Source organism: Salipiger sp. ABF4_146 (assembly GCF_056161345.1).
Genome location: NZ_JBSWYX010000052.1, coordinates 1 through 7621, shown reverse-complemented (window position 1 = coordinate 7621; position 7621 = coordinate 1). Strand labels below are relative to the sequence as shown.

The window sequence follows — 7621 nt, the reverse complement described above, 5'->3', positions numbered from 1 at the left end:
CCGGTCACCCCGCCAGCAGGATCGACGAGCTCCTGCCATGGAACTTGAACCCGTCAAGCTGAACAGGCGTGCCGCGGTGACAGCGCTTACGTTCTTTCTGCAAAATAAGACTTTGGAAATTTTTTGGCGGCAAAAATAAAGTCCCTAAATTAAGATTCTCCATTGAAGATTCATGTTTTTCTCGATTCTTGGGTGTGGGTGTTTACGTTTTATAGGTTTTAATCATGGCAGATTGCTATGATCGCGGCGGAGAAATTCGCTATTCTGAGTAAGGCTCTTCTGAAGAGTTTGAATTTAGGAGTTCGAGGATGTTGAAGTTGAAATTCCTGCTGCAAGGCGCGGCCATTGCCTTTGCAGTATCGTCCAGTGTTGCGCAGGCAGCGCCCGTAACGCCGACTGTCGATGTCGGCGCTACAGCGGTTTCACATTCATTTGGAACGCTTTCCAGCGCCAGCGAGTCCGACACCAGCCTGAACCTCTCGACGAAGGACGCCTTCGTGGATGCCTTCCTGACCGGGACTGGATCGCTCACCATCGCGACCTTCGCCGATCCGTTCAAGCCCGGTGCGTTGGGTGTTTTCGATCTGCTTGCTGGGCCGCCGCTCGTTGCCGGCTCGGTGCTGGTCTCTTGGGGTGGCAAGCAAGCAGACCTTTCCGACCGTTTGGATAAAGACGGGTCGACGCCCTACAGCATGACCATCAGTGGTGCTTCAAATGTCGAGGACCTGGTGTTCAGCTGGAGCTTGGGAGAAAGCAAGGTGGCACTTTCGGGTTTTCTTGCCGCCGTTCCCGCGCCTGCCGGCCTGATCTTGCTGCTGACAGCACTTGGTGGCGTCGCGGCGGTGCGCCGCCGCGGGCCCGGAAAGCGCTCCGCGGCCTGACCGGCAACGAAACTGGTCGGAATAGCAATATACCGGCATCCCTAAGGATGCCGGTGTTTCCCGGACACCGGTTCTCCAATGTCAGCACTGTGCGGCTGTTTCAGTAAGACTGGAGTGCTCGGCGTTTTGGGGAGCCTTGTCATGTGAGTTTGATTGTGGGTTATGGGTAAGAAACGTCTCGGATGTATTGTGCTGCTGCTGTCTGCGACCCTCTTGGGGGCGTGCAAGACGCACGAAGAGCGCGCAGCAGAGTATTTTCTGTCGGCTCAAGGCTTTATTCAAGAAGATGATGTAGATCGCGCGCTTGTTGAATTGCGAAATCTTATCGATATAGATAATTTCAATTTTGAGGGGCGTAAATTATATGCCGATCTGCTGTATGGAAAAGGCCAATACGCTGAGGCGTATGGGCAGTATCTTCGCCTCGTCGAACAATACCCGGATGTGCTGGAGGTCCGTGTTCGGCTCTCCGAAATGGCGTTGCGAACTGGAAATTGGGACGAGCTCGACCGTCATGCGAAGGTGGCCTTCCGGCTCGACCCGCAGAACGCCAAGAGCCGGGCTCTGAAGACGGCTTCGGACTATCGGTCGGCCCAACTGGTGCAGGATGCGGTTGCCGCGGCCGAAGCCTCGGAGGAAGCCCGCCAAATCTTGGCTGAGGGGTCGGCCAATGTTGCGGCGCTCTTTGTGTTGATCGACTGGCTCTACAATGGGCCTTCGCCCGAAGACGCGCCCTTCTATATCGATCAATTGCTCGACGTGGCGCCGGACCTTTACTCGGTCCACATCACCCGGGTTCGGATCTTAGATGAACTCGGGCTCAGCCAGCGGGTCGGTGCGGCTTTGCGGGCTGCAGTCGCACAGTTCCCCACAAATACCGACATTTCAGACATGTTGATCGACTGGTATCTGTCGCGCGACGACGTTGCGGGGGCAGAGGCCTTTCTAAGAAAGAGGGCAGGACCTGATGATGCCGCGTCAGAGGGACATTTCGCGGTGGTCCGGCTGCTCGGTGTGACGCGGGGAAACCAGGCGGCACTGGCCGAACTCGCTCGACTTGAGGCCGCAAACGCGGGTACGGACCGTGCGCTCAACTATGCGCTTCGCGGCGCTGTGCTGCAGCGGGCCATGGGGGACACCCTCTCGGCACGCACGACGTTTGAGCGGGTGGTGGACGAAACCAGCCAAAGCGATCTGCGGAACCAGGCCCGGGCTGCGCTTGCACGGCTCGCTTTGGAGCAGCGTGACCCCGACCGGGCACATGCGCTCGTCGCCGCTATTCTTGAATCGGATCCTTCCAATGTCGCTGCGTTGATCCTGCGTGGTGGTGCTGCGCTAAGAGAAGGCGAGAGTGCCGACGCGGTCCTCGCATTGCGACGCGCGCTCGACCAGGACCCCCGGAACCCGGATGTACTGTTGTTGTTGTCCGAAGCGCAGAAAGCGCAGGGCAACGTTGAGCTTGCGGAGCAGCGTTTGGCACAGGCGATCGATGTCACGCGTGCGCGACCGCGCGAGACAATCGCGTATGCGCGCTTCCAGCAGAAGCGGGGCAATCTCGATGCCGCGCAAGCCGCGCTGACGGCTTCTTTTGAAGGGTACCAAGACCTGAGCGTGGCGCAGATGCTCGGTCAGATCCTTCTGGAGAATGGTGACGCGGACGCAGGTGCGCAGTTGGTCGGGGCACTGACCCGGATTGGCGCGCGCGAGGCGACAGACCTTGCGAACAGTCTGAAGTCGGCGCTGCTCTTCAGTCAGAATCGCGTCGACGAAAGTATCCGCTTGTTGCAGACCACGCTTGGGGATGGCGGTGAGAAATCGTTCCGGGCGGCGCTGCAGATGCTTCGTATCCAGGTCCAGACCGAGCGGTTCGCGGATGCCGAAGCGCTGCTGACGCAATTGAAACACGCATATCCCGACAATGGCGCGCTCGGTGTCCTAGAGGCGAGCGTGCTTGCAGCGCAAGGGCGCGCGCCCGAGGCAATCGGCTTGCTGCGCAGCGTTCTCGCGTCCGATCCCGGGCATGTGCTTGCGGCGCAGCGGTTGCATGGGCTGTTGCTTGCGCAGGGCGATGCCGACACCGCGAGGGCAGAGCTTCGCGCTGCATTGGCGGCAAATCCGCAGGCGCGTGTCCTTCGTATTCTGGCGGCTTTGGACCTCGAGCGGGAGGGCAATGCCGAGCAGGCGATCACGCTTTACTCTCAGCTTTACGACGAACGGCCATCCGATCTGGTGGTGGTCAACAACTACGCCAATGCGCTGGCGCTATACCGGGATGACATGGCGTCACACGAAAAGGCGCTGGAGGTTTCGCGGCGTCTTATCGGCTCAAAAAATCCTCAATATCTCGACACGCTCGGTTTGGCGCTGCTCAGGGCTGGCGATGCGGACGAAGCTCTGCCCAATCTGCAGGCCGCAGCGCGCGGCTTGCCGGACGAGCCGATTGTCGCCTTCAACCTCGGATTGGCGCTGGCCGAGATGGGGCGGCGCGAAGACGCGCTGCGAGAGCTGCGCCGGGGAATGATGCTCGCTGGCGCGCAGGACGGCCTGCCGCAGTACGATGCTGCGCGAGAGGCACTGCGGCGGCTCGGCGGATGACACGTATTGGCATCAACACGCGGGATCGCAGCGGGAACCTGATCCGAAGGCTGCAGGCACGCCAGCTGTCTACGGGAGCGGGGCGGCAGCGCCGCAGGCGTCAAAGTTCACACAACGATTTCTGGCAGGAGAAGGACGTGATGCAGAACCTATGCTGGCGGCTTGCCGTCTGTCTACCGGTGCTTCTGGTTTGGGCATCGGTGGGCGTTGCCGCCGACTACCATGTGCGCCCCGGAGACATTTTGACCGTCGAGGTCCTTGAAGATCAGTCTTTGAACGGATCAGTGCTGGTGGCGCCGGATGGACGGATTTCAGTGCCGCTCGCGGGCAGCCTCGCAGCACAGGGGCGCACTGTGGACGAAGTTCGTCACGCTTTGAGTGCTGCGCTCGCCTCCAACTTCGCCGTTGCCCCCACCGTCCATGTCGGTTTGGCGTCACTGGCTGAACCTGCCGAGCCACCCGCACCGGCTCAGCGGAAAGTGTACATAATGGGCGAGGTGAATACTCCGGGCGTGGTCGAAGTTTCGCCGGGCACGACGCTGTTGCAGGTGCTGTCGCTGGCAGGCGGGTTTTCCGATTTCGCTGCGGTCAAGCGCATCCAACTGCGCCGGCCGCCGCGTGATGGCAATCGCGAACGGATCTGGAAAATCAACTATGAAGCGATACTAAACGGGCGCAGCGCAGCGGCGATCAGTCGGGTGCAGGAGGGCGACGTGATCGTCGTGCCGACCAGACGTCTTTTCGAGTAGAGCCAGACATGTGGGGGAAACTGATAGGCGCTGCTGCCGTCATCGCTGCCACGGCTCTTTCAGCGGGCGCGCAGCAGAGGCCCGGCGGCAAAAATCTGACGTTTGGGATGGATCAGCGCGTCGAGAGCGGTCGCAACCTTGACCTCGCGCCCGGGCGGCGGGAGAGAACCTCCTCGGCGGCAGTGACGCTTTCGGCGACCGTGTCTACTGTCACCCGGCGCGCGTCTCTGGCGCTCTCGGCCGATACGACGGTGCGGGCGGAGGAAAGCTCCGCGGTAAACGACGGTGGGCTCGCGCTGCGCTATGGCCTGAGAGGCGCCAGGACGCAACTGGCCGCCCAGGCAAGTCTGCGCCGCAGGGAGATGGCTTTTCTCGAGCCGCTCAGCCTTGTCGACCTTGACGACGGCGTTCTCGCCGTTCCCGAAGACCTGACCGAAATCAGCGGAGAGGGCTTGCGGACCGACAGCCGTTTCGCACTGTCCGGGCAATTTCGCCGGGGCCTTCCTGCCCAGATTGGCCTGACGCTCAGCGGTACGCGGATCGCTTATCAGCAGGTGACCCAAAGCGATCTCATGGACAGCCTCAGCCTGAGTGGATCGCTGCGCGAGCGTTTCCAACTTGCGCCGGATATGGTTCTGGCACTTCGGCAGGGCGTTACCTTTCAGCAAGAAGACGGCAGCGATGCACTGTTGGGGCGCAGCTTTGAGGCCACACTGACACGCAGGCAGCGAGCGCGGCGGTACAGTCTTTCGATGGAGACGGTCTGGCCAGAGAGCTCACCCGCGCGGCTAAGCCTGACAGGCGGTGTGATGCACACGCTTGGGCAAGAGCAACGGTATGCGCTCACGCTGGGCGTGACAGCGAGCGAAGGTGGGGGCCGGCGGGTGATCACAACTCTCGATTATAGCCGAAGACTGTCTCGCCGCGACCGCATCGCCATTTCTCTTGATCGCCGTGTGCGCGACGAGGCAGACGGCGATGTGGTGCTGGTGAGCGCCGGACGCGGGCGCTACGCGATCGAAGTGAACCGGCAGACCTCGTTCGGCTTCGCCGCCACCTATGTTGCCACCGAAAACCTGACCCAGGACCGAAGCACGCGCGACTATGCGATGCACCTCTCGCTTGAGCGTGCGCTGTCACGGGATTGGGTGCTGGGGGCAGGGCTCTCGCGCAGCCTCCGCTCTGCCTCGGACACCGGCAGTGATGCCGTCTCGGACAAGCTCTTTGTCAGGCTCGGACGTGACTGGTCGTTAAGGTTCTGAGCTGAGAATCCCGCTGGCTTCCGGTGGCGCCAGCAAAGCGATGCGCAAAGACCGGTCCCATCGCGAGGGGCCCTGTGACGTTGACTCAAACCGTTCAATTCCGGAGTTGCCCATGTTTCCCGCCGGTACCCGAACCCTGCCGATTGCAATCAATGTGCCGGGCCTCGCGCTCTTTGGGCTGATGTGTGGTGCCGCCTTGCCGGTGTTCTGGCTTGGGCTGGCATCGCTCGTTGCGGCGTGGAGCGCTCCAGAGTACAGTCATGGCCCGCTGATCCCATTGATTTCGCTTTACCTTTTTCTCAGGGAGCTGCGCGACAAGCCGCGCGTGTGCCGCGGCCGGGGGCGGCGTGTTGTCTGGCCCGGCCTGCTTGTTATCGCGCTTTCGCTGCTGATGGCGGTCCTCGGCAATCTCACGGCGATCCCGGATATCGTGACCTATGCGCTGATCCTGTGGATCGCGGGCGTGGTGCTTGTCGGCTTTGGCTGGGATGAAGGCAGGGCGCATCAGCTGCCGGTGCTCCATCTCATCTTCATGCTGCCGCTGCCGCAGTTCCTCTACTGGCACCTGACCATCTTTCTGCAGGCGGTCTCGTCGGAGGTCGGCGTCTGGTTTATTCGCCTGATGGACATCCCGGTGTACCTCGAAGGCAACGTGATCGATCTGGGGCCTTACAAGCTGCTGGTCGCCGAGGCCTGTTCGGGGCTGCGCTATCTCTTTCCCATCCTGAGCTTTTCTTACCTGATCGCGATCCTTTACCGCGGCCCTTATTGGCACAAGGCGCTGTTGTTTGTCATGGCAGCGCCGTTGACCGTACTGATGAACGCCTTCCGGATCGGTATGATCGGAGGGCTGGTCAACTGGCGTGGGATCGCTCAGGCTGAGGGGTTCATCCATTTTTTCGAAGGCTGGGCCGTCTTCGGCCTTTGCGTGGCGATCTTGCTGGTCACGGCGGGGCTCTTGCAGCGCACCGCGCACCAGCCGAAATCGCTGTCACAGGTGATCGATCTCGATTTTCATGGGCTTGGGGAGGCGGCCGTTGCGCTGCTGCAGATCACGGCGACGCGCGGTTTCGTTGGTGCAACCGTGGCGACGCTGGCAGTGGCGATGGCCGGCCTCGCCGGGCCACCGCGTGCGCCGAACACGCCTGAGCGCGAAAGCTTTGCGCACTTCCCGATGCAGCTGGAGCGCTGGGGCGGCACCACGCGGACGCTGGAGCCGGAGATTGCGGAAGTGCTCGGTGCTACCGATTACCTAAATGCCAGCTATCGCTCGCCGGACGGCGCGCCGCCCGTAGCGATTTTCGCCGCATGGTATCAAAGCCAGACACAGGGCGAAGGAATCCATTCGCCGGAGGTTTGCCTGCCCGCCGGTGGATGGGAGATCACCTCGCTGGATACGCGCCATCTTTCTATGCCGGACACGCCCTACGGACAGTTTTCGGTGAATCGGGCGATCATACGTAAAGGGCTGGAGCGTCAGTTGGTTTACTATTGGTTCGAGCAGCGCGGGCAGCGCATGACCAATGATTTCGAGGCCAAGATCTCGGTTCTTCGCGACGAACTGACGAAGAGGCGCAGTGACGGTGGGCTTGTGCGTTTCGTGACGCCAGTTGCCCGTCACGAAACCATCGTTGCGGCTGAAACCCGGCTTCACGCCTTTATGGCGGCGGCTCTGGCACGCTTGCCGAAGCATATGCCGGAATGAGGGAAGCGGTCACGCCGGTAGGGGCGCGGCGGACGTCTTGATAAAGGCGTTCTGCGTTAAAGCTTAGGTATGAATTTCGACGATTAGACCCGAACTTTTATTTGCCTCGTAACTGAAATTTAATTTCGCTCTATAATTCTGGATTTGGCGATAATAGCTGGAATTGAGGGAGCTGATATGCTGCGTTATACAGTCGTCAGATAATTTCCTCGAAGAGTTAAATTTTCGCTTGCTGGATGAGGAGTTAAGTGTGGCCCATTCATTGGCGGAGTTTTTGTAAAAGGTGCGCTTTATGCGAATTCAACGTTCTTCGCGTGCGAGCTCGGTATCCGGTTTGGCTAGGGTCAGGACCCATTGATTTGGTTGGACGAGCGTGATTCACCGTTCGAAAACGAGCGGTGAACATGTCTGATCTTTTTTGGCTGAGCG

The 7621-nt window shown here is 60.6% G+C and carries 5 protein-coding genes; all 5 read left to right on the top strand.

The features are described 5' to 3' along the window. The first annotated feature begins 308 nt into the window (after window positions 1–308). The 5 genes from ACXAJT_RS27315 to xrtD all read left to right on the top strand — a co-directional run bounded on the left by ACXAJT_RS27315 (window position 309) and on the right by xrtD (window position 7192). A complete protein-coding gene (locus tag ACXAJT_RS27315; RefSeq protein WP_475242104.1) occupies window positions 309–881 on the top strand; it encodes a VPLPA-CTERM sorting domain-containing protein in 573 nt (190 codons plus the stop codon). A 189-nt stretch (window positions 882–1070) separates the two neighbouring features. Next, complete coding sequence (locus tag ACXAJT_RS27310) at window positions 1071–3476, top strand: tetratricopeptide repeat protein (RefSeq protein ID WP_475242102.1); 2406 nt, start codon at window positions 1071–1073, stop codon at window positions 3474–3476. Further along, on the top strand, window positions 3473–4225 hold the full coding sequence (locus ACXAJT_RS27305) for a polysaccharide biosynthesis/export family protein (protein ID WP_475242100.1): 753 nt from the start codon (window positions 3473–3475) through the stop codon (window positions 4223–4225). The genes ACXAJT_RS27310 and ACXAJT_RS27305 overlap by 4 nt, the downstream gene beginning before the upstream one ends. 8 nt (window positions 4226–4233) lie before the next feature. Next, a complete protein-coding gene (locus ACXAJT_RS27300) occupies window positions 4234–5487 on the top strand; it encodes a hypothetical protein (protein ID WP_475242098.1) in 1254 nt (417 codons plus the stop codon). Window positions 5488–5599: 112 nt separating this feature from the next. Continuing rightward, window positions 5600–7192: a VPLPA-CTERM-specific exosortase XrtD gene (gene xrtD, locus ACXAJT_RS27295; RefSeq protein WP_475242097.1), complete on the top strand. Its 1593-nt coding sequence runs from the start codon at window positions 5600–5602 to the stop codon at window positions 7190–7192. Window positions 7193–7621 lie beyond the last annotated feature (429 nt).

Coding starts and splice junctions, on each gene's coding strand:
- ACXAJT_RS27300 (WP_475242098.1), top strand. CDS start 4,234: ATGTGGGGGAAACTGATAGGCGCTGCTGCCGTCATCGCTGCCACGGCT.
- xrtD (WP_475242097.1), top strand. CDS start 5,600: ATGTTTCCCGCCGGTACCCGAACCCTGCCGATTGCAATCAATGTGCCG.
- ACXAJT_RS27315 (WP_475242104.1), top strand. CDS start 309: ATGTTGAAGTTGAAATTCCTGCTGCAAGGCGCGGCCATTGCCTTTGCA.
- ACXAJT_RS27305 (WP_475242100.1), top strand. CDS start 3,473: ATGACACGTATTGGCATCAACACGCGGGATCGCAGCGGGAACCTGATC.